We start from the raw sequence: 25,242 nt of genomic DNA on the forward strand, positions 1-25,242 counted from the left end.
TAAAGCCCGCCTTGACAAAATCAGGCGGGCTCTATGATTTCTAAAACAGCTTTTACGGCAATCTTTTTTACAGGATAAAACAGTGATCAAAGCACGTGTCACCGTTACATTGAAAAACGGCGTTCTCGACCCTCAGGGCAAAGCAATTGTTGGCGCATTAGGCAGCCTTGGTTTTGATGGCGTCAACTCTGTCCGTCAGGGCAAGGTTTTTGATGTTGAGCTGGAAGGCAGTGATAAAGTTGCCGCAGAAGCCAACCTCACGGCAATGTGCGAAAAGCTTCTCGCCAATACCGTCATCGAAGATTATAGTATCACTATTCTCTGACCATTGATAAGATCGCTTGAGGTGCGCCTCAAGCCGGTCTTTTCACTTTTGTTATATGAACAATAGGACGATTGGTGTCATGAAATCCGCTGTCATTCTCCTTCCGGGCCTCAATCGCGACCGCGATATGATTGCCGCTTTAACAAAGATCTCCGGTCAGGCGCCTGTCACTGTCTGGCAGACTGATACCAGCATCCCTGATGATGTTGATCTCATCGTCATTCCGGGCGGCTTTTCTTATGGTGACTATCTGCGTTGCGGCGCCATTGCTGCACGCATGCCTGTTATGCAGGCTGTACGTGAAAAAGCTGAAAAAGGCGTCAAGGTTATGGGCGTGTGCAACGGCTTCCAGATTCTGCTCGAAGCAGGTCTGCTGCCCGGTGCATTGATGCGCAACACATCGCTGAAATTTGTCTGCCGTGAAGTCAAACTCGAAGTTGCCAATAACACTTCAGCCTTCACCCGCGGCTATCAGCAAGGCCAGATTATCCGTTGCCCGGTAGCGCATCATGATGGCAATTATTTTGCTGACGCAGAAACATTGAAGCGCCTGGAAGACAATGGTCAGGTTCTGTTCCGCTATGCGGAAGGCACAAACCCGAACGGCTCTGTTAATAATATCGCAGGTATTATGAACGAACGCGGCAACGTGCTCGGCATGATGCCGCATCCCGAAAACCTGATTGAAGCAGCACATGGCGGTAATGACGGACGTGCATTATTTGCGGGTGCCCTCGGACTGGCTGCCTGATTGACGTAAACCGTCTTTCAGCTCAGATAAACTTGTTTTCGTTTGAAACGGTGTGAGCGTTAAAACTCACCATTAAAGCGCTTAAGCATCAAGGAGATTGCGACCCATGAAACTCTATTCCCGGCCTCTTTCTCCTTATGCAGCGGCAATCCGCGCCACTGCTTATCTGAAAAACATTCCGCTTAAACTGGTCGATCTGCCCTACCCGTTTCAAGAGCAGATCGCTGACATCACACCGGTTAAGCGCGTACCGGTTCTGGTGACCGGCTCTGGCACCGCTTTGTTTGAAGCCATTATCATTGCCGAATATCTGGAAGAAAAATTTACCGATACGCCGCTTTTGCCGCAGGATCCTAAAGATCGTGCACTCATCCGCTTATTAGCACGTATGGCCGAACTTGAAGTGCTGACACCAGCTCTCAACATCTTCAAATTGCCTGCCGATGCAGCTGATCGCCAACAAAAAATTGATGCTCAAATTGCTGTCATAAAGCGCGGCCTTGCAATTTTGGAAGAGCGCATGACCGGTGAAGCCTATGCTTTGGGCGATCATCCAACCCTTGCTGATTGCTGGCTGCTGCCGATCCGCTTCTTCTTAGAGCCAATCAAAAAGCTCAGCAATTGCCCGACACTGTTTGACGATTTTCCTAAATTTGACGCCTATGCCGCCAATGCCCGTCAGGACGATGCGCTTGCTACCGTCTGGAACGAAATGCATGATGGTTTGGTCGCGGCCAGACCGCATCTGGTATAAAACTTATAAGCTGGCGGAGCCTGCACTTGTTCAAGTTTCATCTCGCTACAGCTTTGGGTCTGTCAGCTTTATTGTTCTTATCGTCCTGCCAGTCTGCCCTTAAGCCAGGCCCCGGACCTTTGACATTAACATCTTCCCAAGCGGCTCTGCCGATAATGGAGATGATGAGCCAGGCGGCCACAGCCTGCTGGTTCAAATCAAAAGAAAAAGATTTCCGCGTCTATAAGATGGCCGCAGAGCTTAATTCTTTTTCAGGCCGGCCGCGCTTTTTATTAGTGCCGGTTAAAAACCCGACTGCCCGTCCGTTGCTTGTTGTGCAGGCGGAAGGCAATCCGGCTAAAATTGAAGTTTTCGGACCAATGATGGGGCAACCTGTCGGTTCAAAAATTGCCCATGATGTAAAGCTTTGGGCTGAAGGGCAAAAAAAATGTTCCTGAATAAACCGCGGTAAAGCCTGAATTTCAGGCTTTTTATACTCGCACTCCTCCTCATCTTGCGGTAAAGAAGCCGCTTGAAACACTAGATTTTCGGTGGGTTTTCTGTTTCCATGACCAATTCCTCATCCAATATCACAAACAATCAGGCAATCACGCCAGAACTGATCGAAGCGCACGGCCTGAAGCCGGATGAATATCAGCGCATTCTCGGTCTTATCGGCCGTGAACCAAGCTATACAGAGCTTGGCATTTTCTCTGCCATGTGGAATGAGCACTGCTCTTACAAATCATCTAAAAAATGGCTGCGTACGCTGCCGACAACCGGCCCGCGTGTTATTCAGGGTCCTGGCGAAAACGCCGGTGTGGTTGATATCGGCGATGGCGACTGCATCGTTTTCAAGATGGAAAGCCACAACCATCCGTCCTATATCGAGCCTTATCAGGGCGCGGCAACAGGTGTTGGCGGTATTTTGCGTGACGTATTCACCATGGGTGCGCGTCCGGTTGCAGCCATGAATGCGCTGCGCTTTGGTGAGCCGTCCCATCCAAAAACCCGCCACCTCGTTTCCGGTGTTGTTTCCGGTGTTGGCGGTTACGGCAACGCATTCGGCGTGCCGACTGTTGGCGGTGAGGTCAATTTCGACAAGCGTTATAACGATAATATCCTCGTCAACGCTTTTGCAGCGGGACTGGCTAAAACCGACGCGATTTTCTACTCAAAAGCTGAAGGCGTTGGCCTGCCGGTTGTTTATCTGGGTGCCAAAACCGGCCGTGACGGTGTTGGCGGCGCGACAATGGCATCGGCTGAATTTGATGAAACCATTGAAGAAAAGCGCCCAACCGTTCAGGTTGGTGATCCGTTTACCGAAAAATGCCTGCTTGAAGCTTGCCTTGAGCTGATGGCATCCGGTGCGGTTATCGCTATTCAGGATATGGGTGCAGCAGGTCTTACCTGTTCGGCTGTTGAAATGGGCGCTAAAGGCGACCTCGGCATCGAACTGATACTTGATCATGTGCCTGTGCGCGAAGAAAACATGACCGCTTACGAAATGATGCTTTCTGAAAGTCAGGAACGCATGCTGATGGTTCTGAAACCTGAAAAGGCAGAAGAAGCAGAAGCCATTTTCGTTAAATGGGGTCTGGATTTCGCAATCGTTGGTAAAACCACTGATGATCTGCGCTTCCGCGTCATCCATCAGGGCGTTGAAGTTGCTAATCTGCCGATTAAAGAACTCGGTGATGAAGCGCCTGAATATGATCGTCCATGGAAAGAACCAGGTCGTCATGCACCGCTGAGCCTTGCTTCTGTTCCGGAAGTTGAAGATTATGCCGATGCGCTTTTGAAACTGGTAGGCTCTGCCGATCAGTCTTCACGTCGCTGGGTTTACGAACAGTTCGACACCATCATTCAGGGCAATTCGTTGCAAATTCCTGGTGGTGATGCCGGTGTGATCCGCGTTGACGGCCATGAAACCAAAGCACTTGCTTTCTCATCAGACGTCACACCGCGTTATTGCGAAGCTGATCCGTTTGAAGGCGGCAAGCAGGCTGTTGCAGAATGCTGGCGCAACCTGACCGCGGTTGGCGCAGAGCCTTTGGCTTCCACCGACAACCTCAACTTCGGCAATCCTGAAAAGCCGGAGGTAATGGGTCAGCTGGTTAAAGCCATTGAAGGTATCGGCGAAGCATGCCGCACACTCGGTTTCCCGATCGTTTCCGGTAACGTATCGCTTTACAACGAAACCAATGGTCAGGCGATCCTGCCTACCCCAACCATTGCCGGTGTCGGCCTCATTCCTGATTGGAAGCAGATGGCTAAAATCGGCGGCATGCAGGATGGCGATGTGCTGATCCTGCTCGGTGGTGACGGTACGCATCTTGGCCAGTCAATCTACTTACGCGATCTGTTTGACCGTGCCGACGGCCCGCCTCCATCCGTTGATTTGGCCATTGAAAAGCGCAACGGCGATTTCGTTCGCTCCGCAATCCGCAATGGTCAGGTAACAGCTTGTCACGATCTGTCTGACGGTGGTTTGGCACTGGCAGTTGCTGAAATGGCAATCAAATCCGGCAAAGGTGCAAGCATCGAACTTGGTGAAGGCGCACGCCATGCACTGATGTTTGGTGAAGATCAGGCACGTTATGTTGTTTCAACCTCTGCTGAAACTGCCAACCTTCTGGCGCTCAATGCAGAAGGTTCCGGCATTCCGTTCCGAATTCTGGGCACCGTTGGCGGCACCGAGTTGAATTTCGGTGACGCTTGCAAGGTTTCAGTCGATGCACTGAAAGCATCCTATGAAGGCTGGTTCCCGAACTACATGAACGGCGTTGAAGCTGCCGAATAAACCAAATTGGTTTTTGAAAACAAAAGGCTGCGTTTCAAAACGCAGCCTTTTATCTTTTGGGGTTAGGTTTGATACGACAGCAGAGGCAAATTGCCATCTAACAATTGCCCATTTCAAACCCCATAATGAGTATTCAATACCCGCATTTATAACCGAGCTTTTCTATGTCTGATTTTTCCCGCGATCATCTCAATACTTATTTTCATGCCCAGACGGACGATATCCGACCGGTCGAGTGGCTTATTGCCGAGGGATTGACGGATTACGAATATGCCTTGAACTTCATGGAAGAGCGGGTGAAAGCCATCCGCGAGCATGGCGCGCCGGAACTGGTCTGGCTGGTGGAGCACCCGCCCCTTTATACCGGTGGCACCAGTGCCAATGCTTCCGACCTACTCACCCCTGATCGCTTTCCGGTTTATGAAACCGGACGCGGAGGCGAATATACCTATCATGGACCCGGCCAGCGTGTTGCCTATGTGATGCTTGATTTGAAGCGCCGGCGTGAAGATGTGCGCGCCTTTGTGGCCGCGCTCGAAGAATGGATTATCCAGACACTGGCCGAATTTAATGTCAAAGGCGAACGTCGCGAAGATCGCGTCGGCGTTTGGGTCACGCGCCCTGAAAAACCTCGCCTGGCTAATGGCGCGATGTCAGAGGATAAAATTGCCGCTATCGGCATTCGTCTTCGCCGCTGGGTCAGTTTTCATGGCATCGCGCTCAATGTCGAACCGGAATTAGAAAATTTCGGCGGCATCGTACCTTGCGGTGTAACCGAGCACGGCGTTACCAGTCTGGTTGATCTCGGCCTGCCGGTCAGCATGGATGATCTCGACGTGGCTTTAGCTAAAACATTCCGCACAATATTCGGCGAATAAATTATCATTCACAGCACAAAAAAGAGCATTTCCGCTTGGCGAAAATGCTCTTTTTTACATTCACTTTTTAAAAAGCCTTAGGCTTTCTTCAAAAACTCGGTCTTCAGCACCAAACCTTTAACCTGCTTGGTATTGCATTCAACTTCGCCCGGATTACCGTTCAAACGCACATTTTTAACCAATGTACCGCGCTTTATGGTCTCCGATGTACCCTTCACTTTCAGATCTTTAATCAAGGTGACGGAATCACCTTCGTTGATCTGAGTACCATTGCTGTCTCTTACAATGACTTCGTCGCTCATGCTTATCACTCCATAAAAAGAGCCTTAAGCTGTTCTTTCAAACAAGGCTTAAGGCTGTTTCAGAACTTAAAATAGCTTTCATTTAAAGCTTAAAGCGCACCATGCTTTTCAGTTCGAATTGCACGGGCTCATTTTCTCTTCACCTCAGAACATAACCCTTTGACAGGCATTCTTTAGCGCACCTGATCCAGCAGGCGTTTGCATTCCAGCAAATCAAATAAGGCTTCCTGCAACAGGCTGCGATTATCCTTTGACGCACGACGATCATCCGCACCCACAGGGCCGGACTCTTCACCTTTCAACAAACCAAAGAGCTTGCGCGGTGCAGCCGGCGCTTTGATGCCGGAGGGAAGTGATGATTCATCAAATGCATCAGCTTCCGCATGACGACTGGCTTCAACCTGTTTTTGCTTCGTAATCGCTTCTATAGCAGCCACATCACCATTGCCGAGCGCAATGATGAACTGAACATTATTTTCACGTAAAAGCTTTTGAACGCCTTTAATCGTATAGCCCTGATCATAGAGCAAATGACGGATGCCTTTAAGCAATTCAACGTCGAGTGGTCGGTAATAACGACGGCCACCACCGCGCTTTAAAGGCTTAATCTGCGTAAACCGCGTTTCCCAAAAACGCAAAACATGCTGCGGCAAATCAAGATCATCAGCTACTTCGCTGATTGTCCTGAAAGCATCTGGACCTTTATCCATATACTGCCCCTTCGATATTACAGTCTGCTTCTTAACTTTACGATCACACAAATCACAAAGCTACAGAATTATCATTATACATGACGGCATCAGAATGCTGAAACGAATAGTCGTCTAAGCACATAAAAAACCGTACGAATCACCTATAATGAACATGCAATATCAGTTATTTACAGGCAAGCATTTAAGCTGACTGTTAAACGAGCACTACAGATTGCAGCTGATTATTCGACGCGAGACGCCTGTTTGCTTCTCTTCTGATGTTCTTCAAGAATACGTTGTTTCAAGACATTGGAAGCCTTGAAGGTCATAACCCGACGCGGCAAAATCGGAACTTCTTCACCGGTTTTCGGGTTGCGGCCGATACGCTCATTCTTCTCACGCACCTGAAAAGTGGCAAAAGATGACAGCTTGACGGTCTCTCCATTCACAATAGCATCACACACTTCATCGAGAATCATCTCAACAAGTGCTGCTGACTCTGTGCGAGAGAGACCTACCTTACGGTAAACAGCCTCTGCCAAGTCTGCGCGTGTGACTGTCTTACCCCCCATGACGGAACCTACCTGGTTAGCGTTGGACTAATATTATCCTTAACTGACAGCAGGTTACACAAATAAAATGGTTTCGGTCAAGCAGCCTTTTTCACGCGCCTTCATTTAAAATGCTAAAATCACCAGCGAAGCAGCACAGCGCCCCAAGTAAAGCCGCCGCCCATTGCCTCCAAAAGCACCAGATCACCCTCCTTGATACGGCCATCTTTAACGGCAGCACCAAGGGCAAGCGGTACGGATGCAGCAGATGTATTACCGTGCTGATCAACGGTGATAACAACTTTATCTTCAGCAATATTCAGCTTTTTCGCCGATGCATCAATAATGCGTTTATTGGCCTGATGCGGCACGAACCAGTCGATATCGTCAGCAGTCAGACCAGTTTCTTCAAAAGAAGCTTCAATCACATCGGTGATCATGCCAACAGCATGTTTGAAAACTTCACGGCCTTCCATGCGCAAATGACCAACGGTCTGCGTTGTTGAAGGACCACCATCGACAAAAAGTTTGTGCTTATGTGAACCGTCGGAACGCAAATTGGCTGACAAAATACCACGATCAGAGGTCAACCCCTTGCCTTCGCCGGCTTCCAGCACAATCGCGCCGGCACCATCGCCAAAAAGAACGCAGGTGCTGCGGTCATTCCAGTCTAGAATACGTGAGAAGGTTTCGGAACCAATCACGAGCACGCGTTGTGCCATACCGCCACGAATATAAAGATCAGCCGTACTGATCGCGTAAATAAAACCGGAGCAAACAGCCTGCATATCAAATGCAAAGCCGTGCGTCATACCGAGTTCTTTTTGAATTTCGACTGCACTTGCCGGAAATGTATTATTCGGGGTCGAGGTCGCAACCACAATCAGATCAATATCATCAGGTGTCAGACCGGCATTTTCCAATGCCGCACGTGCTGCTGCCGCACCGAGCGAAACAGTCGTTTCATTTTCATTGGCAATATAACGCTGACGAATGCCTGTGCGCTGCACAATCCACTCATCAGACGTTTCAACCATACCTTCCAAATCGGAATTCTTAACGATACGCTCCGGCAGTGCGGTTCCGATACCCTTAACGACAGATCTAATCATCGCTTTTTCCATTTTCCAAGACATCGACACCCCAAAAGGGGAGCGCTTATCATTAAGTTAAAGGCAATAAAGCCTAAATGCATTTTCCACAAATATATTCAAGCTGATCTCAGCTAACACCATTTATGAAAAACGCCAAGTTTCTTACATTAAAGACGGGATCTCACGCCTGATCTTCATCAGAAGGCGCTGCCTCATCTGTTTTTAGGTTAAGTGGGGCACTATGCTGAAAATGCGACAGATCGGCGGTAATTTTCTCTAAAAGTTTATTACGCACCATATCATAGCCTACTTCTATAGCAGCCGCGATACCATCCGCATTAGCACCACCGTGACTTTTAATCACCACGCCGTTGAGCCCTAAAAACACACCACCATTAACCTTGTTCGGATCCATTTTTTCACGCAGGCGATCAAATGCACCCTTGGCAAATAAATAGCCGATCTTGGCAAGCCATGTGCGGCTCATGGCCTGACGCAGCAGATTAGCAATCTGGCGCGCTGTGCCTTCAGCGGTTTTCAATGCGATATTGCCGGTAAATCCCTCGGTCACCACCACGTCAACCGTGCCGCTGCCGATATCATTACCTTCAACAAAACCATAATATTCAAAACCATCTAACGGTGTATCACGCAGGATCTGCCCGGCTTCTTTGATTTCATCGAGACCTTTAACATCCTCAACGCCAACATTGAGAAGGCCGACCGTCGGACGTTTCACTTCAAAAAGCGCGCGCGCCATACCAGCGCCCATCACAGCATAATTCACGAGCTGCGGTGCATCCGCACCAATGGTTGCCCCCACATCCAGCACGATGCCCTCGCCGCGTGAATTCGGCCAGATTGCTGCAATGGCAGGACGTTCAATCTGTGGCATCATGCGCAGGCAAAATTTGGACATCGCCATCAGCGCGCCGGTATTACCGGCAGACACGCAGGCATCCGCCTCACCGTCTTTGACGGCCTCCAGAGCCTGCCACATCGACGACTTACCACGTCCGTTACGCAAAGCCTGCCCCGGCTTGTCATCCATACGCACAGCCATTTCACTGACGCGAAACTCGGATGCGGCCTGAAGCTTAGGATATTTGGCCAGAACCGGCTCTACCCGCTCCGCCAAGCCATAAATAACAAAGCGGATATCCGGATGACGCTCAAGCGCTATTGCCGCTCCGGGTATGACTACTTCAGGGCCAAAATCGCCACCCATGGCGTCAATCGAAATTCTTATCACTCTGGATTGTCCTGTGCGGTCCCTGTTGCTCGTATAGCTTTTTACAAAAATCAGCGGTTAAGCTTCAAGATTTACGCGAAAATAGCTTTTTTCTTCAGTCAGACAACTGAAATTTGGAAAATAGCTAAAAATCAGTCTTTCTTCTGCCAATTCGCAAGGCTGGCAAATGGTGAAACAACACCACTATCAGCCTCTTCATCTGTTTCGCCAATTGTAACAACCACAGAATCAGCCAAATCACTTTTGCGTGGATATGGATCAATTGCGAGGTCAAAAAACTCTTCTGCAATTGCCCCTATATCAATTTTATCGCCGGAAAATGTTTCCGGAATATCCGGACCATCGGCAGAAATCAGCATTTCGCCACTTTCATCCAGCGGAATACGGGCAAGACGAGAATGCTCCGGCACCAGCACCAGCTCCACATCTTCATCAATCTGATTCTCGATCGGCTCCAATGTGGCAACGCAAGCCTGTACGATCTGCGCCTGAATTTTACCGCGAATTTTAATGCCGCTCTTTTTCCATGGCGTAATGATAAAATCTGCAGAAAAGCTCAAAACCTTTTCCAGACCATGAGATTCGGCCAAGGCTTCGCGCTCTCTGTTATCGCTTTTAAGCGTCACTTCAATGCCTTTTTGCGGCACATGCTGCACCGAAACCGGAAAATTCAAAACTGCTTCTTGCATTACGCTGTCTCAACTTGCACGGTCGATGTTAAATCTTCCGCGTTTAAAAATACTAATCTGCCTGCTGCAATATCCTGATCTGCCAATTTTGACAAATGATCACGGCTCGCCATCACATATGTGCAAAGATCGTCTGCTTGCGGCCAGTTTTCAAGATCTGGCTGAATATTGCGCGCCAAGGCTGCGCTTAAAGCCTCGCGGTCATTAGAATCAAGTGCGGTTCCGTATGAACCAACACGACCATAAAACATTCGCGCCAGTTTTTTCATACGTTTTGGCACGGATTGATCACCAATACCGAACTCTCGCAAGGAATGATCGATATCTTTAAAGAACTCATCCGCCAGATCCTGCCCCAGCGCGGCCAGCACTTTATTGTCTTCACCATCCGATTTCAGCCGGTGCAACGTCAAAAACAAATGCAATGACAGCATTTCGTAACGCCCAAGCGGTGTATCGGGCACCTGAAATTGTGCATAAAAATATTTTTGACGTGCTGCCATCACGATATTTTCATAAATATGCAGCGTAATGGCCTCATTCGCCTTCGATTTGCGTCGAAAAAGTTGAAGAATCATAATCTGACGACCGTTCTTATTGCATCCAGTTGCAAGGTGGTTTACCGAAGTTCTCTTAACGGCGAAAGTGCCGCCCTGATTTAGATCATGGAGATGTCATTGTTGCAGCGATTTTTTACAAGCCCCCGAACAAGAGGCGCGATGCTTGCTAGCACTGTGGTTCTCTTATCAGCAGGTTTAGCAGGATGTAATACCGCATCAACCCTAAACCCGTCTGAAATACTGACCGAAGGCTATGTGCTCGATAAAGAGGCTCTGGATTCCATTCCGGTTGGCTCGAGCCGTGAGCAGGTTATGATGGCGATGGGAACACCGTCTTCCACCGCAACCTTTGATAATGAAGTATTTTATTATATTTCACAAAAGCGTTACCGTGCCGCACAGTTCATGCCGGCTAAGGTTACCGACCGCCAGATTTTGGCAGTCTACTTTGATAAAGACGGCAAAGTCAGCCAGATCGCCAATTATGGCCTTCAGGATGGTAAGTTGTTTGACTTCATTTCCCGCACTACTCCAACCGGCGGTAAAGATCAAACCTTCCTCACCCAGATCATTAAAGGTGTTAGCCAGGCACCAACATCGCTTCCGGGCATGTGATTGGCTTAAGAAATGCCAGCAATACAAAAACCCCGCTTTTCAGCGGGGTTTTTTATGTTTCATTCCAATCAAACCGAATGCGCCAATACGGCCAGCAGCAGCAGGGCCACAATATTGGTGATCTTGATCGCCGGATTAACCGCAGGCCCTGCCGTATCCTTATAAGGATCACCCACCGTATCACCCGTGACTGACGCTTTATGGGCTTCCGAGCCTTTCAAATGCAGCACACCATCTTTATCGGTATAGCCATCCTCAAAGCTTTTCTTGGCATTATCCCATGCTCCGCCACCTGACGTCATAGAAATAGCCACAAACAAGCCATTAACGATCACACCAAGCAATGAGGCACCAAGTGCTGCAAAAGCTGCGGACTTCGAGCCGGAAATCAACAACACGCCGAAATAAACCACCAATGGCGCAAGCACCGGCAATAATGATGGCAGGATCATTTCGCGGATGGCGGCTTTGGTTAAAATATCCACCGCACGCGCATAATCAGGCCGCTCCTCACCGGTCATAATGCCCGGATGCTCGCGGAATTGTCGGCGCACTTCATGCACCACGGAGCTTGCAGCCCGCCCCACAGCCGTCATGGCCATCCCGCCAAAGAGGTAAGGAATGAGTCCGCCAAAGATCAGCCCCGCCACCACATAAGGATTGGAGAGATCAAACGACACTTCGCCCATATTGGCAAAATACGGATATTGGTCGCCATGGGCAGCGAAATACGCCAAATCATTGGAATAGGCAGCAAAGAGCACCAAGGCGCCAAGTCCTGCCGAACCAATCGCATAGCCCTTAGTGACGGCCTTGGTAGTATTTCCCACTGCATCCAGCGCATCAGTGGCTTTACGCACCTCACCATCAAGGCCGGACATTTCTGCAATACCGCCGGCATTGTCTGTCACCGGCCCGAATGCATCAAGCGCCACAATCATTCCGGCGATGCCCAGCATCGCTGTTACCGCGATCGCAGTGCCGAAAAGGCCAGCCAATTGATAGGTCGAAATAATACCACCAACGATCACCAAGGCCGGTAATGCGGTTGATTCTAACGACACTGCCAAGCCTTGAATGACATTGGTGCCGTGACCACTGACAGAGGCCTGCGCAATAGAATTGACCGGCCGCTTATTGGTGCCGGTGTAATACTCAGTAATCAGCACAATTAATCCGGTGACGATCAGACCGATAACACCGCAGATAAACAAGTTGGTGCCGGTTATCACCACTCCACCAACAGTACCCACCTCGCCCCAACCAATCGTTAGCAGATTGGCAACAGCAATGCCGACAACAGACAGAATGCCGGTAGCGATAAGCCCTTTATAAAGTGCGCCCATAATCGAGCCGGACACGCCAAGTCTGACAAAAAATGTGCCGGCAATGGATGTCAAAACGCAAACACCGCAAATCGCCAGCGGATAAAGCATGATGGTTGAAAGCTCAGCATTACCCCCAAAGAAAATTGCCGCCAGCACCATGGTGGCAACAACCGTCACCGCATAGGTTTCAAACAAATCCGCCGCCATACCAGCGCAATCGCCGACATTATCGCCGACATTGTCAGCAATTGTTGCCGGATTACGCGGATCGTCTTCCGGAATACCTGCCTCTACTTTACCCACCAGATCGCCGCCGACATCAGCACCCTTGGTGAAAATACCGCCACCCAACCGTGCAAAAATGGAAATCAGCGAAGCACCAAAACCAAGCGATACCAGCGCATCAATCACCACGCGATCCGACGGCGCATAACCCAGATAATAAGTCAGCACGAAATAATAAAGCGAAACCCCAAGCAGCGCCAAACCTGCCACCAGCATGCCGGTAATAGCACCTGATTTAAAGGCAAGCTCCAGCCCGCCAGCCAAACTGAACGAAGCAGCTTGTGCCGTTCGCACATTGGCACGCACCGAGACGTGCATACCGATAAAACCGGTCACGCCGGAAAGCACTGCACCAATCAGAAAACCAATCGCAGCGGTGATGGAAAGCAAATACCAGGCAGCCAGAAAAACCACCACGCCCACGAGTGCAATTGTTGTATATTGTCGTGTCAGATAGGCCTGCGCGCCTTCACGAATAGCTCCGGCAATTTCCTGCATACGGGCATTGCCCTGATCTGCTGCAAGAACTGAACGGGTCGCAAATACGGCATAGACCACTGAAAATAAGCCGCATGCGATAACAAGAAGAAGAACCCCTATGCCAACTTCCATCAAGCTAACTCCCATTTCTTTGCGATCCGTTCCCCTTTAAGCGGATCGGTTTATCGGCATGAGAGTGCCTTGATGATGAATCCTTGCAGGATCATCATTCGATTAATGGATTTGAAATGTGAGCTTAAAAGACAAAACCTTGTTCCAACCCATCATTCAGCATCTTTCACATGCCGTTACACATGAAAGATGCGGAACTTATATCTAAAGGTCAAGCTGAAGTTGAAACCGGCCTCAGGCCAATGCTGCCAGCTGTCAAAACCGGCAGCAGGGATCATTATCGTTTATTGCGGCCAGCCGCACCACGGCTTTCACCGCGCAATTTAAATGCCAGACGATCCATCACTGCATTGGTCAGTTTTGGTTCTTCTTCACCATAAAAAGCCTTGGCAATATCGACATATTCCGAAACAATGACGGCAGTCGGCACATCTTTACGGGTTTTCAACTCCCAGATACCCGCACGCAAAATTGCACGCAGGGTGGAATCAAGGCGTGACAGAGGCCAGTCTTCATTCAGTGCTTCATGGATCATCGGATCAATCACGCGCTGTTCAGCGACAACACCGGCCAGAATTGCGCGGAACCACTGCGGGTCGGCATCCAGATATTGCGTGCCATCCACTTCCTTGCCCAAACGGAAAGCTTCGTATTCGGCAACAACTTCCGAAATACCCGTTCCGGCCACATCCATTTGATAAAGTGCCTGCACGGCGGCCAGACGCGCTACGCCGCGCTTGTTTGCTGTACGCGGAGCGGAGGCTACAGGTTGCCCATCATTCGAGGATGTCATTAATTCGCGCTCCAAAACTTCTTGTAAAATCTCATTATAACTCATGCTGAAAACCAGCATACCTCATTAGATAAAGCATTTCGCGTTCCTGTGAAATCACCTAAATGCTCTATTGATACAAAAACGCAATTTACCCGAAAACCGTCCTACAGTTTTCGGGATACGTTAATCTCTTTATTCTGCATGCCCTATATGGGCTGCATCAATTTCAAACAGGCTCTAAGCCGATTTTGAAAATTGTGCAAGACGTGCGGCGTAACGAGCGAGCTGATCAATTTCAATATTGACCAAATCACCCACTTTTCGCTCGCCCCAAGTGGTCACGGACAATGAATGACGGATCAAAAGCACGTCAAATTCATTGCCATCAACACCATTGACGGTCAAAGATGTGCCATCCAGCGCCACTGAACCCTTTTGTGCAATAAATGGTGCCAAGGGCTCAGGCGCACGTAGTGTAAAGCGAACAGCATCGCCCTCTTCTTCACATGCAATAATTTCTGCCTTGCCATCCACATGGCCGGAAACCAGATGCCCGCCCATTTCATCGCCAAGCTTCAATGAGCGCTCAAGATTGATCGGCGTGCCGGTTTTCCATTCAGAAATAGTGGTGAGACGCAGCGCCTCTTCCCATGCCTCCACCTCAAACCAACGGGCATTACTGCCCTTTTCAGGCAGCGCAACCACAGTCAGACAAACGCCCGAACATGCAATGGAAGCCCCCAGATCAATCTCGGACGGATCATAGGCGGTTTCAATGCGCAGCAGAACGCCTTCATTCAAAGGTTTAACACGACCAATTTTGCCCACATCTGTGACAATACCCGTAAACATCAGGACTTCCTCACATATTCTGAATAATGATCAGCGCCAAAATCAGCACTGCGTATTTGCGTAAATTCAGTGTCTATATAGTGCTGTAAACCCTCAACAGAAATACCGTCTGCGCCAATTTTGACAGGCGCCTGAAACAGTGTCAGACGATCCGCCAAGCCTTCACGCAGGAATGAAGCTGCGATTGCAGCACCTCCTTCCACCAGCAAAGTGGAAACGCCAAGTTCAGCTAAATCATTGAGCAATTCCGGCAAAGCAATCTGACCATCGCTCGTATCGGTTGCAATAATATGACATCCGGCATTTTGATATTGAATGCGTCTTTCAAGCGGCACATCAACGCCGCAGGCAATCCATAGAGGTACATGTCCCGCCGTCTGCACCAGCTTTGAACCAAGCGGTAACCGCAATGCACTATCCAGCACAATGCGGATTGGCGAGCGATGCGCCATCCCGTCCAACCGGCAGGTGAGTTCCGGATCATCTTCCAGCGCCGTTGCAATACCGATTAAAATGGCATCACTTTCCGCGCGCATCAAATGGCTTTGTGAACGCGCAACCGAACCGGTAATTGCCACCTGTCCAGAGCCACGTATTCCGATAAAACAATCTTCAGAAAGCGCTAACTTTACAGTAACTTCCGGCCTTTTCTTAAAGGAGCGAACGAGGTATCCGGCAAGCTGATTGGCAGCGATATGCCCCAGCACATTTTCATGCACTTCGATGCCCGCTGCACGCAGCATCGCATAGCCTTTGCCGCTCACACGATCATCCGGATCATTGGCTGCGGCAACCACACGGGCAATGCCGGCACTGATCAGCGCCTCGGCACAAGGTGGTGTTTTGCCATGATGGGCGCATGGTTCCAGCGTTACATAGGCTGTGGCACCGCGCGCATTTTCGCCCGCTTGCGCCAAAGCTTCGCGCTCGGCATGCGGACGGCCACCAAGAGCGGTAACACCACGCCCGATGATAACGGGACCAAAACCATTATCTTTGACAATTAAGGTTCCGACAGACGGATTGGTGGAGGTCAGCCCAAGATTGCGTCGCGAATAACGAATCGCAGCGGCCATAAAGCGCAAATCCTGCGCTGTAATTTCATCCTGATGAAGCCCTTCACGATCAGGCATTTAATCGTCCGTTTGCTTGACAGCAGGTGCTGCCGGAGCATCATCATTCAATTCATCAATCACATTATGAAAATCAAGCGCTTCGCTGAAATTGCGATAGACAGAGGCAAAACGGATATAGGCAATATCATCAATGCCCTTCAATGCATCCATCGCCAGACGACCAATTTCATCGGAATGAATTTCTGCTTCGCCTGAGCTTTCAAGCTGGCGCACAATACCCGAAATCGCACGCTCCACCCGCTCCGGGTCAGCATCCCGTTTGCGCAAGGCCACCTGAATGGAGCGGGTAAGTTTATCGCGGTCAAACGGCACTTTACGGCCGCTCTTTTTCAGCACCATCAGATCGCGCAACTGGACGCGCTCAAAGGTGGTAAAACGCCCCGCACAAACCGGACAGACACGACGGCGACGAATAACGGCACCATCCTCTGCAGGGCGGGAATCTTTAACCTGAGTGTCATCAGACTGGCAAAAAGGACAGCGCATGGGCAACTTTCATAACCGCTCAGCATGAATGCTGATTGTGATTCTGGTTTCTCAAGATAACCGATCACCTGAGAAGCGCATAATCAAAGCGGTAAAATAATGTGGAGAAGAAAAACCCTGCGCAACCGGTTGATCACGCAGGGTTCAAACTTAGTCAACTACCTGAGCATTCAGCCCTGATAACCATACATCGGGAAGCGGTCGGTCAGGCTGATAACCTTGTTCTTCACGGCTTCTTCAACGGCAGCATTGCCTTCATCCGAGTTGGAAGCCTTCAAACCATCCAGTACTTCGCCGATCAGATTACCGATTTCGGTAAATTCTGCTGCGCCAAAGCCGCGGGTTGTACCAGCCGGTGTACCCAGACGGATACCGGATGTTACAAAAGGCTTCTCAGGATCGAAAGGAATACCGTTTTTGTTACAGGTAATATTGGCACGGCCAAGAGCTGCTTCTGCGCGCTTACCGGTTGCATTTTTAGGGCGCAGGTCAACCAGCATCAAATGGTTGTCGGTGCCGCCAGAAACGATATCAAGGCCGCTGCCCTGCAAAGCCTTTGCCAGTGTGCGGGCATTGTCGACCACGTTCTTGGCATAGGTTTTAAATTCAGGCTGCAAAGCTTCGCCCAATGCAATCGCCTTACCGGCAATGACGTGCATCAGCGGGCCGCCCTGAAGACCAGGGAATACAGCCATGTTAAACTTCTTAGCCAGATCAGCATCATTGGTCATGATCATGCCGCCACGCGGGCCACGCAGGGATTTATGCGTGGTGGTGGTGCAAACATGCGCATGCGGCACCGGTGACGGATGCTGGCCACCAGCAACGAGACCAGCAATATGCGCCATATCAACCATCAGATAAGCGCCGATTTCATCAGCGATTTTGCGGAAGCGTTCCCAGTCCCAAACGCGGGAATAAGCAGTACCACCAGCAAGGATCAGCTTAGGCTTGGTTTCGCGTGCAATACGCTCAACTTCGTCCATATCGATCAGGTGATCTTCTTCGCTCACACCATAGGAAACAACATTGAACCATTTACCGGACATGTTAACCGGTGAACCGTGGGTCAGGTGACCGCCGGAATTCAGATCCAGCCCCATAAATGTATCACCCGGCTGCAACAGCGCGAGGAAAACGGCCTGATTCATCTGGCTGCCGGAGTTTGGCTGCACGTTGACATATTCAACATTGAACAGCTTTTTCGCACGTTCAATTGCCAGTTCTTCAACCACGTCGACATATTGGCAGCCGCCATAATAGCGCTTGCCCGGATAGCCTTCGGCGTATTTGTTGGTCAGAATTGAACCCTGCGCTTCAAGAACTGCGCGTGAAACGATATTTTCCGAAGCAATCAGCTCGATTTCATGGCGCTGACGGCCAAGTTCGTTGCGAATTGCACCAAAAATATCCGGATCAACTTCTTCAAGTGGCTTGTTGAAAAAAGCATCTAGATTTGCCTGCGACATGGTTTTAATCCCTCCGGTTGCCGATCAAAGCTGCTTGGTAGTTAAGAGCGCGGATTATCATATTTGCCCGACAAGCGCCAATCGAAAGCTGTGAGAAAAACGCGTTTCCGACAAAAGAAACAAAAAAGCCTGTGCGACTTATGCTCACACAGGCTTTGATCTGCTCAATTTTGCTCAGAAACAATCAGGCATCGGTGCCGATTGCCAATTCTGCCGCACCATCCATCTTGTAAATATCATCGCGGAACTGCACCACACCGTCACCGGTTGACCATGCCGATACATAAACAAAATGCAGCGGAACCGGATCAGCAAGCTGGATCGGACGGTTTTCACCTGACTTGATGGTGTTCTCAATGGTCTGACGATCCCAGCCCGGAGTATTTTTCAACAGCCACACATCCAGATCACGCACATTCTGCACGCGCACACAACCGGACGAGTCAAAGCGCATCATCTTGTTGAAATAGCTCTGCTGCGGCGTGTCATGCATATAAACAGCATGGCTGTTATGGAAATTGATTTTGGTTGAGGACATGGCGTTGATCTTGCCGGGATCCTGACGGAACATCAGGCGCACGGCCTCATCCGTGTTCCAGTCCACGCTTTCAGGCGGCACTTCCTGCCCCTGCGCATCATAAAGACGAATTTTGTTGCGGGTCAGATAGGTCGGATCTTTACGCATCACCGGAATGATATCCTTGAGGATAATCGACTTCGGTGCTGTCCAGAACGGATTAAGAATAACTTCGTGGATTTTGGAAACCAGCAACGGGGTCTGACGATCAATCTTACCGACCACCGCCGTATGGCGCTGCGAAACACGGCCGTTTTCATTGGCTTCAATGAGTGCCGCCGGAATATTGACCATCACAAAGCGCTGCGCATTCACATTGGCAATCTCGTTCAGGCGGCCAAGATTGGTCTGCAACTGACCAAGACGCACATCCACCGGAATATTCATGGCGGAATAAGTAAATTGCCCCATCACGCCATCAGCCGGCAAGCCGTGACGTGACTGGAAGCGTTTGACACCTGCATCCACATAAGAGTCGAAAGAGCCGGAAAGACCAGCGCTTTGCGGCAGATCACCGGTAATCATCAAGCGCTTGCGCAAAACGGAAACAGCCGGATCACTCGCGCCCAGTTTCAGCTTGGCATTGCCGGGCACCTGTGGCCAGCCGCCCTGCATGGCAATATTGCTATATTCAGCAATCGCATTCTGCACATAAGAAACCGTTTGCGGGCTCATCACCGGCTGATTGGTTGCCACCTGCTGCTGGCTGCTGGTGCTGGCGCGCGCATCAAACTGATCATCCCAGTTGCCTCGGCGCGGAGCGGAAATAATATCATTAAGAGCATTTTGCGCAAAAGCAGATGTTCCGGCCATTGAAAGCCCGAGACCTGCCGCGCCAAGGCTGGCGGCACCGCGCAAAAACGTGCGTCTGTCCAGTTGAGACATAGCGGTACTCTTTCCTGATTTCATGCCTGATTTAAACATTGCTCAATTCCCGAAGCTCACAGCAGCTTTAAAAAGCCTGTCAGACCCGCCACTTTTGCCAAGATAAAAGTATAAACCACAGGTTTTATGCTAGCCTTTATTTTGTGGCTTATTAATGTCTGTCATGCAGGTTTCAAGTAGTAACAACGCTCAGCCCCTACTCCGGCGCCTTCTACCTTAATGTGCCCGCAATTTGTTGCAAATCTGACACATAATGACACCATACCAGCTAAGATCAACCTTAATCGGTAAAGCGAAAATTATTCTGTTGTCTTCTTTGCCAGAACAAAATGCCACGCAAAATAATATAAAGCAAAATACAGGCAACATTAACAGCAATAATCTCCGGCCTGTATTCAAACATCCGCGACCAATAACTATAAATGCCAATCTCTATGCTTGCGGCGAAAAACCAGATCACCGGCCCCCAGGCTGCGCGCAACCATAGCCCTGTTGCAGCCACCGGAAACAAAATTGCAAGACCGACAAAAGCGGTCTGCCATTGCCATGGCATCAGATCAAAGCGCCATAACAGCCCCGGATAAACACCAATCAAGCGCACCCAGTAATAAAGCCCGCACCCAATCGAATATATTGCCAGCAGCCGGATGAACCAAAGCAAGCCTGTTTCAGCCATTGTCGGGCGCAAACTCTGGCGCAATGTTTCTTCGTGCATCAAAGCTCAAGTTCCCCGTGGCTCAAGGGTGAAAAATACTGATCAACCGCTTCCGGTGTCACATCATCAAGGCTTGCAGGCGTCCAAACTGGTTGTGTGCCTTTTTCAACCAATGCTGCCCTCACACCTTCATAGAAATCAGGTTTTTCTATCATGTGGCAAGCAAGGCGATATTCCATCTGCATGCGCTCTTTAAATGGAAGCGCCCTTGCCCGTTTCATTTGTTCAAAAATAACCGCCACACTGGTTGGCGAACGCTTGGCAAGCACTTCCAAAGCGCTGACAGCAAATGAGCTTGTCGCAGCTGCGTCCTTCAAAGCCGACAAACAAGCCGCCAATGTATCATGGCCAAAACAATCAGCAATCAATGCACGATCATCAGCGGATGTTTCAAAATCCGGATATTCAAGATGCACCAATGCCTGATCAATATCACCGGTCGCAAACAACACGCGGCGGAACTCCGCAACTTGCTCACTTTTCATCGCATGGGTAGCGATGCCGCTCTGCAAGCAATCGCCCCAGTGGATAATATTACCGGTCAAGGCCAGATAAATGCCGAAATGCCCTTCCAGCGGCGGCAAAAACACACTCGCGCCCACATCAGTGAAAAAGCCGATTGCTGATTCAGGCATAGCAAATTTGGTGTTTTCCGTCACGATGCGGTGAGTGCCATGCACAGAAACACCAGCGCCACCGCCCATCGTAATGCCGTCCAGCAGCGAGATATAAGGCTTCGGAAAAGCTGCAATCTCAGCATTCATGCTATATTCGTCGGCAAACATCTGAAATTCATATTTGCCCTGACGACCAAGATGATAAACCTCGACCACATCGCCGCCGGCACAAAAAGCGCGCCCCTCGCCTTCAATCAACACTGCCGCAATGGATGGATCGTCTTTCCATGCCTCTAAAGCGCGCCTTATTGCTTTGATCATTTCATGGGTCAGCGCGTTCAGCGATTTAGGCCGCGTTAACCGTATCAGTCCGATTGTTCCGTACTGTTCAAAGAGGATTTGATCGTCTGCGCCAAAGTTAATCTGCATTTTTTCCTCTCTTGTTTTAAAATGCGGGAGTAAAAAGCAAACCTTTACTGTGCCAATGCCGCTAAAAATATTATTCTTGGATAATGCAGTTTTCCCATGATAAGCAAGTGGCAATTGAACCGGACTCGCTCTTCCTCAAGAGTATGGCCGGTTCTTTTTATTGTTTTTTCACGCCAAAATGATCTCGCAAATGATTTTTGCAGCAGTTTTGACATTGTATCCCATCATCTACCGGGGGACCGATAATGACTAAACCCGCTTCCATGAATACACCATCCGCAACCACCCAAGCCATTGATGAGACCACGCAAGGCCGCCGCTTGCGCCGTATGCGTAAAACCGGCTGGTCGCGTCGTATGGTGCAGGAAAATCATCTGTCGGTCGATGATCTGATTTTGCCTTTCTTTCTCACCGGCGGCGAAAAGGTTGAAGAGCCGATTGAAGCCATGCCGGGTGTTTCGCGCTATTCCGTTGATATGGCCGTACGCATGGCCGAAAAAGCCGCCAAGCTTGGCATTCCGGCCATTGCTCCTTTTCCGCGTGAAAGCGCCGATGTGAAATCAGACGATGGCAGCTATATCGCTGACCCCGACAATCTGATTAACCGCGCCATCCGTGCGATTAAAAAAGAAGTGCCGGAACTGGGCATCATCACCGATGCAGCACTTGATCCGTTCACCACCCACGGCCATGACGGTATTTTACGTGATGGTATCATCGTCAATGATGAATCGGCCGAAATGATTGTGCGCGGCGCACTGGCGCAGGCTGAGGCTGGCTCCGACATTATCGCCCCTTCAGATATGATGGATGGCCGTATCGGTCTCATCCGTGATGCGCTGGATGCCAATGGTTTTCAGGATATTCCGATCCTGTCTTATGCGACTAAATTTGCCTCCGCCTTCTATGGCCCGTATCGTGATGCCATCGGCACGCTTGGCCTTTTGAAGGGCGATAAGAAAACCTATTACATCTCACCGGCCAACACCGACGAAGCTGTTCGCGAAGCCGAGCAGGATCTGATGGAAGGTGCAGATATGCTGATGGTCAAACCAGGCTTGCCTTATCTCGACATCATCCATCGCCTGAAAAGCACCTTCCATGTGCCAACTTTTGCCTATCAGGTATCCGGCGAATATTCGATGATCAAAGCCGCAGGCCGTAATGGCTGGATCAATGAGGAAGCAGCGATGATGGAAAGCCTGATGGCTTTTAAACGTGCTGGCTGCGATGGCATTTTGACTTATTATGCCTTTGAAGCTGCTGAGAAAATTCATCAGGGCTGGCATATCGGCAAATAATCCGGTGCGGGAATAATAGAACACTTTTAGTGTTTCCCTTGAAAAAGGCACATAAACAAACCATCTTTAAACAGCCGTACGATTGGTGCGGCTGTTTTTTAATGAGAGATGGCCAATGTCTTACCAGACATACAGAAATGATATGCAGGCTACGCAACTAACTGATTACCGGTTGTTTGACGGTGTGCGTACGCGCAGAATTTTTGCCTTTCTGATCGATTACGCCATCATTTTCATGCTGACTATTCCGGCCGCAATCATCATTGCCATTTTGGGAGTGTTAACACTCGGCCTTGGCTGGATGCTTTACGCCATCATTTTCCCGCTGGTTGCTCTCAGCTATGTCGCTTACACTATGGGCGGCCAGCAGCAGGCAACCTTGGGCATGCGCGCGATGAATATCCGCCTGATGCGCCTTGATGGCATGCCTGTCGACGGTATGCTTGCTATCGTGCATAGCGTGCTCTTCTGGGCGCTCAATACCGTTCTGACGCCACTGATTCTGTTTGCATCGCTGTTTCTGGATCGCAAACGCACCCTGCACGACCTTCTGCTTGGCACAGTGGTTGTCCGTTCCGACAGGCTGGGCGTGCGTTAAAGGCAATAAACGCAGGTTGCAAAAGCCTGAGCACTAATTCCCACTTGACCTTTTAAATAGTCGTATCATTCTATGCGGACTGATCTATGCTGAAAGCGAGCATACACCAATCTGCTTATCTTATTATAATACAATGATAAATTAGGGCGAACTTATCTAAGAACGGGCAGCCATGATGATTTCAGCGTTGGCATTTATCACGGTTAATGCATGACCCAGCACATCCAGAACACACCGCAGTTTTTTCTGACGGCTCCCGCCCCTTGCCCTTATTTGGAAGATAAGGTCGAGCGTAAGGTCTTTACGCATTTAACCGGCTCCAAAGCATCTGAGATTAATGATCTTCTGACGCAAGGCGGCTTTCGACGATCGCAAAACATTGCCTATCGCCCCGTATGTGAAAATTGTCAGGCCTGCGTTTCGGTGCGCATCATTACCGACGAGTTCAAAATGAACCGTTCAATGAAGCGTATCTGGCAAAACAACAGCGATCTGGTCGGCACTGTTAATGGTCCTGCCAGTAATAGCGATCAATATTCCTTATTTCATGAATATCTTGAAGCCCGCCACCGCGATGGCGGCATGTCCGGCATGTCTGTGCAAGATTATACCATGATGGTGGAAGACACCCATGTGAACACCAAGGTGATTGAATATCGCCGCCGTGGCCCTGACAGTTTCATCACCGGTAAAGGTGAAGGCGAACTCATTGCCGTCGCCCTCACCGATGTGCTCTCCGACGGCCTTTCGATGGTCTATTCCTTCTATAAACCGGAGCTGAGCTCGCGTTCACTGGGTACATATATGATCCTCGACCATTTGCAGCGTGCGCGCCAATACGGGCTGCCGCATGTTTATCTGGGGTATTGGGTCAATGGTTCACATAAAATGGAATATAAAATCCGTTTCCGCCCGCAAGAGCAATTAGGGCCGCGCGGCTGGCAGCGCGTGGAATAAGTTAAAATAAAATGCGATCAAACGCATAAAATAAAGGGCGTAAGCCCTATAAAAAACATGAGGGGAAGATTTGTCTGGCTCAGTTCAGAAGAGTGGCAATCATGCCAAAGGTTTACTCATCACCGCGATAGGCGGTTTATTTTTAACGGTTGATATTCCACTAATCAAACTGGCCGACGGCAATGCATGGTCGGTCATTATGGTGCGCGCAGGCCTCACCTTTATCGCAAGCCTTCTTATCTGGACTGTCTGGTCATTGCTGACCGGCAAAAAGCAAACATTAATACCAGGCAAAACCGGCCTGATTGTTGCCCTGCTCTATGGTATATCTGCCACTTGTTTTGTCACAGCCGTTTTTAATACCTCAACCGCCAATCTGGTGTTCATCCTTGCGCTTAATCCGATGGTGTCTGCCATTTTAGGCTGGGTATTTTTAAAAGAACGCCCACAGCGCGCCACCTTCATCACCATGTTTTTCATGGTTATCGGCGTGCTGATTATTGTCAGTGACGGCGTTACATCTGGCGGCTGGTTCGGCGACATGGTAGCGCTTCTTGCCACCACCTGCCTTGCCTCAGCCATTACCATCAGCCGCACAACGAATAAAGAAATGGGGCTTGCCGCTATTATCGCCAGCTGTCTGCCTTGCACCGTGGCGATTTACTTTGTTACGACGAAAACCGGCTATCAGATTAATGATATTAAATGGATTGCGCTTGATGGCGCACTCATTTTGCCCGTTGCATTCATCTGCCTTGCCACCGGCCCGCGTTATCTCTCAGGCCCTGAAGTTGCGATGTTCTATCTGCTTGAGACTATTTTAGCGCCGATCTGGGTCTGGATGATCTTTCAGGAAGTGCCAAGCACCGCCACGCTTACAGGCGGCGCAATTATGATCACCGCATTGCTCAGTCATTCCACATGGCAATTGCGCAAACATCGGGCTCATCGAAAAGCCTTCGCCTGAACCGGCAT

At 49.8% G+C, this 25,242-nt stretch carries 27 protein-coding genes; 11 read left to right on the forward strand and 16 right to left on the reverse strand.

What is annotated here, in order from left to right; genetic code table 11:
- The first annotated feature begins 82 nt into the window (after positions 1–82).
- The 6 genes from purS to lipB all read left to right on the forward strand — a co-directional run bounded on the left by purS (position 83) and on the right by lipB (position 5,490).
- Positions 83–325 carry a phosphoribosylformylglycinamidine synthase subunit PurS gene (purS, locus tag FHS77_RS00330; RefSeq protein ID WP_184218357.1) on the forward strand — a complete coding sequence of 81 codons (243 nt, stop codon included), beginning with the start codon at positions 83–85 and terminating at the stop codon, positions 323–325.
- A gap of 79 nt (positions 326–404) precedes the next feature.
- A complete protein-coding gene (purQ, locus tag FHS77_RS00335) occupies positions 405–1,076 on the forward strand; it encodes a phosphoribosylformylglycinamidine synthase subunit PurQ (RefSeq protein ID WP_184218360.1) in 672 nt (223 codons plus the stop codon).
- A 106-nt stretch (positions 1,077–1,182) separates the two neighbouring features.
- The gene (locus FHS77_RS00340; protein ID WP_184218363.1) at positions 1,183–1,830 is read left to right on the forward strand and encodes a glutathione S-transferase family protein; all 648 of its coding nucleotides are present in this window, start codon (positions 1,183–1,185) and stop codon (positions 1,828–1,830) included.
- A gap of 26 nt (positions 1,831–1,856) precedes the next feature.
- Complete coding sequence (locus FHS77_RS00345; protein WP_184218366.1) at positions 1,857–2,267, forward strand: hypothetical protein; 411 nt, start codon at positions 1,857–1,859, stop codon at positions 2,265–2,267.
- Between the two features lie 110 nt (positions 2,268–2,377).
- On the forward strand, positions 2,378–4,612 hold the full coding sequence (gene purL / locus FHS77_RS00350; RefSeq protein ID WP_184218368.1) for a phosphoribosylformylglycinamidine synthase subunit PurL: 2,235 nt from the start codon (positions 2,378–2,380) through the stop codon (positions 4,610–4,612).
- A 164-nt stretch (positions 4,613–4,776) separates the two neighbouring features.
- The gene (gene lipB, locus FHS77_RS00355) at positions 4,777–5,490 is read left to right on the forward strand and encodes a lipoyl(octanoyl) transferase LipB (RefSeq protein ID WP_184218371.1); all 714 of its coding nucleotides are present in this window, start codon (positions 4,777–4,779) and stop codon (positions 5,488–5,490) included.
- A gap of 77 nt (positions 5,491–5,567) precedes the next feature.
- Here lipB and FHS77_RS00360 read toward each other — a convergent pair whose 3' ends face one another.
- The 7 genes from FHS77_RS00360 to FHS77_RS00390 form a co-directional block, all read right to left on the reverse strand.
- A complete protein-coding gene (locus tag FHS77_RS00360) occupies positions 5,568–5,792 on the reverse strand; it encodes an alkylphosphonate utilization protein (RefSeq protein WP_184218376.1) in 225 nt (74 codons plus the stop codon).
- Positions 5,793–5,965: 173 nt separating this feature from the next.
- Positions 5,966–6,502: a MerR family transcriptional regulator gene (locus FHS77_RS00365; RefSeq protein ID WP_184218379.1), complete on the reverse strand. Its 537-nt coding sequence runs from the start codon at positions 6,500–6,502 to the stop codon at positions 5,966–5,968.
- A 224-nt stretch (positions 6,503–6,726) separates the two neighbouring features.
- A complete protein-coding gene (locus FHS77_RS00370) occupies positions 6,727–7,056 on the reverse strand; it encodes an integration host factor subunit alpha (protein ID WP_184218382.1) in 330 nt (109 codons plus the stop codon).
- Positions 7,057–7,175: 119 nt separating this feature from the next.
- Positions 7,176–8,147, reverse strand: coding sequence for a beta-ketoacyl-ACP synthase III (locus FHS77_RS00375; RefSeq protein WP_184218385.1), 972 nt, complete (start codon positions 8,145–8,147; stop codon positions 7,176–7,178).
- Between the two features lie 163 nt (positions 8,148–8,310).
- Positions 8,311–9,381 carry a phosphate acyltransferase PlsX gene (gene plsX / locus FHS77_RS00380; protein ID WP_184218389.1) on the reverse strand — a complete coding sequence of 357 codons (1,071 nt, stop codon included), beginning with the start codon at positions 9,379–9,381 and terminating at the stop codon, positions 8,311–8,313.
- A 131-nt stretch (positions 9,382–9,512) separates the two neighbouring features.
- The gene (locus FHS77_RS00385; RefSeq protein WP_184218392.1) at positions 9,513–10,070 is read right to left on the reverse strand and encodes a YceD family protein; all 558 of its coding nucleotides are present in this window, start codon (positions 10,068–10,070) and stop codon (positions 9,513–9,515) included.
- Positions 10,070–10,648, reverse strand: coding sequence for a ubiquinol-cytochrome C chaperone family protein (locus tag FHS77_RS00390; protein WP_184218395.1), 579 nt, complete (start codon positions 10,646–10,648; stop codon positions 10,070–10,072). The genes FHS77_RS00385 and FHS77_RS00390 overlap by 1 nt, the downstream gene beginning before the upstream one ends.
- A gap of 99 nt (positions 10,649–10,747) precedes the next feature.
- Between FHS77_RS00390 and FHS77_RS00395 the strand changes: the two genes are divergently transcribed.
- Positions 10,748–11,245, forward strand: a complete 498-nt coding sequence (locus FHS77_RS00395) for an outer membrane protein assembly factor BamE (protein WP_184218399.1) — start codon at positions 10,748–10,750, stop codon at positions 11,243–11,245.
- 68 nt (positions 11,246–11,313) lie between these two features.
- Here the strand turns inward: FHS77_RS00395 and FHS77_RS00400 are convergent, their stop codons facing one another.
- The 9 genes from FHS77_RS00400 to FHS77_RS00440 all read right to left on the reverse strand — a co-directional run bounded on the left by FHS77_RS00400 (position 11,314) and on the right by FHS77_RS00440 (position 21,411).
- Positions 11,314–13,470 carry a sodium-translocating pyrophosphatase gene (locus FHS77_RS00400; RefSeq protein ID WP_184219591.1) on the reverse strand — a complete coding sequence of 719 codons (2,157 nt, stop codon included), beginning with the start codon at positions 13,468–13,470 and terminating at the stop codon, positions 11,314–11,316.
- Positions 13,471–13,747: 277 nt separating this feature from the next.
- On the reverse strand, positions 13,748–14,263 hold the full coding sequence (gene nusB / locus FHS77_RS00405) for a transcription antitermination factor NusB (RefSeq protein WP_184219594.1): 516 nt from the start codon (positions 14,261–14,263) through the stop codon (positions 13,748–13,750).
- A 219-nt stretch (positions 14,264–14,482) separates the two neighbouring features.
- The gene (locus FHS77_RS00410; protein WP_184218402.1) at positions 14,483–15,097 is read right to left on the reverse strand and encodes a riboflavin synthase; all 615 of its coding nucleotides are present in this window, start codon (positions 15,095–15,097) and stop codon (positions 14,483–14,485) included.
- Positions 15,097–16,230, reverse strand: a complete 1,134-nt coding sequence (gene ribD, locus FHS77_RS00415) for a bifunctional diaminohydroxyphosphoribosylaminopyrimidine deaminase/5-amino-6-(5-phosphoribosylamino)uracil reductase RibD (protein ID WP_184218404.1) — start codon at positions 16,228–16,230, stop codon at positions 15,097–15,099. The genes FHS77_RS00410 and ribD overlap by 1 nt, the downstream gene beginning before the upstream one ends.
- Positions 16,231–16,719, reverse strand: coding sequence for a transcriptional regulator NrdR (gene nrdR, locus FHS77_RS00420; protein WP_184218407.1), 489 nt, complete (start codon positions 16,717–16,719; stop codon positions 16,231–16,233).
- A 170-nt stretch (positions 16,720–16,889) separates the two neighbouring features.
- Positions 16,890–18,188 (reverse strand): serine hydroxymethyltransferase, encoded by a 1,299-nt coding sequence (gene glyA, locus FHS77_RS00425; protein WP_184218412.1) that lies wholly within the window; start codon positions 18,186–18,188, stop codon positions 16,890–16,892.
- Between the two features lie 184 nt (positions 18,189–18,372).
- A complete protein-coding gene (locus tag FHS77_RS00430; RefSeq protein ID WP_184219597.1) occupies positions 18,373–19,674 on the reverse strand; it encodes a L,D-transpeptidase family protein in 1,302 nt (433 codons plus the stop codon).
- A gap of 256 nt (positions 19,675–19,930) precedes the next feature.
- Positions 19,931–20,365, reverse strand: a complete 435-nt coding sequence (locus FHS77_RS00435; protein WP_184218414.1) for a DUF6163 family protein — start codon at positions 20,363–20,365, stop codon at positions 19,931–19,933.
- Complete coding sequence (locus tag FHS77_RS00440; protein WP_184218416.1) at positions 20,365–21,411, reverse strand: enoyl-CoA hydratase/isomerase family protein; 1,047 nt, start codon at positions 21,409–21,411, stop codon at positions 20,365–20,367. Before FHS77_RS00440 ends, FHS77_RS00435 begins: the two co-directional genes overlap by 1 nt.
- Positions 21,412–21,656: 245 nt before the next feature.
- Here FHS77_RS00440 and hemB point away from each other — a divergent pair, with 245 nt between their 5' ends.
- The 4 genes from hemB (at position 21,657) to FHS77_RS00460 (ending at position 25,234) form a co-directional block, all read left to right on the forward strand.
- Complete coding sequence (hemB, locus tag FHS77_RS00445; RefSeq protein ID WP_184218419.1) at positions 21,657–22,712, forward strand: porphobilinogen synthase; 1,056 nt, start codon at positions 21,657–21,659, stop codon at positions 22,710–22,712.
- A 115-nt stretch (positions 22,713–22,827) separates the two neighbouring features.
- A complete protein-coding gene (locus FHS77_RS00450; RefSeq protein WP_184218422.1) occupies positions 22,828–23,310 on the forward strand; it encodes an RDD family protein in 483 nt (160 codons plus the stop codon).
- A gap of 210 nt (positions 23,311–23,520) precedes the next feature.
- Entirely contained in the window at positions 23,521–24,267 is a 747-nt protein-coding gene (locus FHS77_RS00455) for an arginyltransferase (protein WP_184218425.1), read from the forward strand.
- Between the two features lie 70 nt (positions 24,268–24,337).
- Complete coding sequence (locus FHS77_RS00460; protein ID WP_184218428.1) at positions 24,338–25,234, forward strand: DMT family transporter; 897 nt, start codon at positions 24,338–24,340, stop codon at positions 25,232–25,234.
- Positions 25,235–25,242: the final 8 nt, after the last annotated feature.

The sequence above is a fragment of the Paenochrobactrum gallinarii genome, assembly GCF_014205685.1.
Lineage (GTDB): Bacteria > Pseudomonadota > Alphaproteobacteria > Rhizobiales > Rhizobiaceae > Paenochrobactrum > Paenochrobactrum gallinarii.

Coding starts and splice junctions, on each gene's coding strand:
- FHS77_RS00455 (WP_184218425.1), top strand. CDS start 23,521: ATGACCCAGCACATCCAGAACACACCGCAGTTTTTTCTGACGGCTCCC.
- FHS77_RS00375 (WP_184218385.1), bottom strand. CDS start 8,147: ATGATTAGATCTGTCGTTAAGGGTATCGGAACCGCACTGCCGGAGCGT.
- FHS77_RS00435 (WP_184218414.1), bottom strand. CDS start 20,365: ATGCACGAAGAAACATTGCGCCAGAGTTTGCGCCCGACAATGGCTGAA.
- FHS77_RS00370 (WP_184218382.1), bottom strand. CDS start 7,056: ATGGGGGGTAAGACAGTCACACGCGCAGACTTGGCAGAGGCTGTTTAC.
- FHS77_RS00440 (WP_184218416.1), bottom strand. CDS start 21,411: ATGCAGATTAACTTTGGCGCAGACGATCAAATCCTCTTTGAACAGTAC.
- glyA (WP_184218412.1), bottom strand. CDS start 18,188: ATGTCGCAGGCAAATCTAGATGCTTTTTTCAACAAGCCACTTGAAGAA.
- hemB (WP_184218419.1), top strand. CDS start 21,657: ATGACTAAACCCGCTTCCATGAATACACCATCCGCAACCACCCAAGCC.
- FHS77_RS00450 (WP_184218422.1), top strand. CDS start 22,828: ATGTCTTACCAGACATACAGAAATGATATGCAGGCTACGCAACTAACT.
- nrdR (WP_184218407.1), bottom strand. CDS start 16,719: ATGCGCTGTCCTTTTTGCCAGTCTGATGACACTCAGGTTAAAGATTCC.
- nusB (WP_184219594.1), bottom strand. CDS start 14,263: ATGACATCCTCGAATGATGGGCAACCTGTAGCCTCCGCTCCGCGTACA.
- FHS77_RS00400 (WP_184219591.1), bottom strand. CDS start 13,470: ATGGAAGTTGGCATAGGGGTTCTTCTTCTTGTTATCGCATGCGGCTTA.
- FHS77_RS00410 (WP_184218402.1), bottom strand. CDS start 15,097: ATGTTTACGGGTATTGTCACAGATGTGGGCAAAATTGGTCGTGTTAAA.
- lipB (WP_184218371.1), top strand. CDS start 4,777: ATGTCTGATTTTTCCCGCGATCATCTCAATACTTATTTTCATGCCCAG.
- FHS77_RS00340 (WP_184218363.1), top strand. CDS start 1,183: ATGAAACTCTATTCCCGGCCTCTTTCTCCTTATGCAGCGGCAATCCGC.
- FHS77_RS00365 (WP_184218379.1), bottom strand. CDS start 6,502: ATGGATAAAGGTCCAGATGCTTTCAGGACAATCAGCGAAGTAGCTGAT.
- FHS77_RS00385 (WP_184218392.1), bottom strand. CDS start 10,070: ATGCAAGAAGCAGTTTTGAATTTTCCGGTTTCGGTGCAGCATGTGCCG.
- FHS77_RS00430 (WP_184219597.1), bottom strand. CDS start 19,674: ATGAAATCAGGAAAGAGTACCGCTATGTCTCAACTGGACAGACGCACG.
- purL (WP_184218368.1), top strand. CDS start 2,378: ATGACCAATTCCTCATCCAATATCACAAACAATCAGGCAATCACGCCA.
- purQ (WP_184218360.1), top strand. CDS start 405: ATGAAATCCGCTGTCATTCTCCTTCCGGGCCTCAATCGCGACCGCGAT.
- FHS77_RS00360 (WP_184218376.1), bottom strand. CDS start 5,792: ATGAGCGACGAAGTCATTGTAAGAGACAGCAATGGTACTCAGATCAAC.
- ribD (WP_184218404.1), bottom strand. CDS start 16,230: ATGCCTGATCGTGAAGGGCTTCATCAGGATGAAATTACAGCGCAGGAT.
- FHS77_RS00390 (WP_184218395.1), bottom strand. CDS start 10,648: ATGATTCTTCAACTTTTTCGACGCAAATCGAAGGCGAATGAGGCCATT.